This window comes from Bartonella sp. AA83SXKL (assembly GCF_042196965.1).
In the GTDB taxonomy this organism is placed as follows: Bacteria; Pseudomonadota; Alphaproteobacteria; order Rhizobiales; family Rhizobiaceae; genus Bartonella.
The window spans coordinates 1-301 of record NZ_JBHIRG010000174.1 but is presented as its reverse complement, the minus strand read 5'-3'; the positions used below and the strand labels follow the sequence as shown (position 1 = coordinate 301).

Here is a 301-nt window from a genome sequence, read left to right as displayed (position 1 = left end):
ATTAATTTTATTACAAAGTGGGAGAGGGTGAATGAAAAGAGAAGCGCTGCTTAGAGAGTTACGTAAAGAAGCCAGAAAAAGAGGTGTTCATTACAATGAGGCTCCAGATGCAGGCAAAGGATCGCATTATTTGGTAACTTTTGGAGATAAGACGACCGTTATAAAATCTGGTGAATTAACCCCACTCTATGTGAAAATAATCAAAAAACAGTTAGGGGTATGAATTTTTCTAAATGTTTTTATACCTCTCACAGAAGCACTTTCATAATAGCAAGGAGATTTAAAGATATGGAATATACTT

Annotated in this window: 1 protein-coding gene; it reads left to right on the top strand. The window is 34.9% G+C overall.

Annotation, left to right across the window (positions count from 1 at the left end; all coding sequences use genetic code 11):
• Nucleotides 1–31: 31 nt before the first annotated feature.
• Complete coding sequence (locus ACFINO_RS10415; protein WP_034454138.1) at nt 32–223, top strand: hypothetical protein; 192 nt, start codon at nt 32–34, stop codon at nt 221–223.
• Nucleotides 224–301 lie beyond the last annotated feature (78 nt).

Bases quoted from the DNA above. Each gene is read 5' to 3' on its own strand.
- ACFINO_RS10415 (WP_034454138.1), top strand. From the start codon at position 32: ATGAAAAGAGAAGCGCTGCTTAGAGAGTTACGTAAAGAAGCCAGAAAA.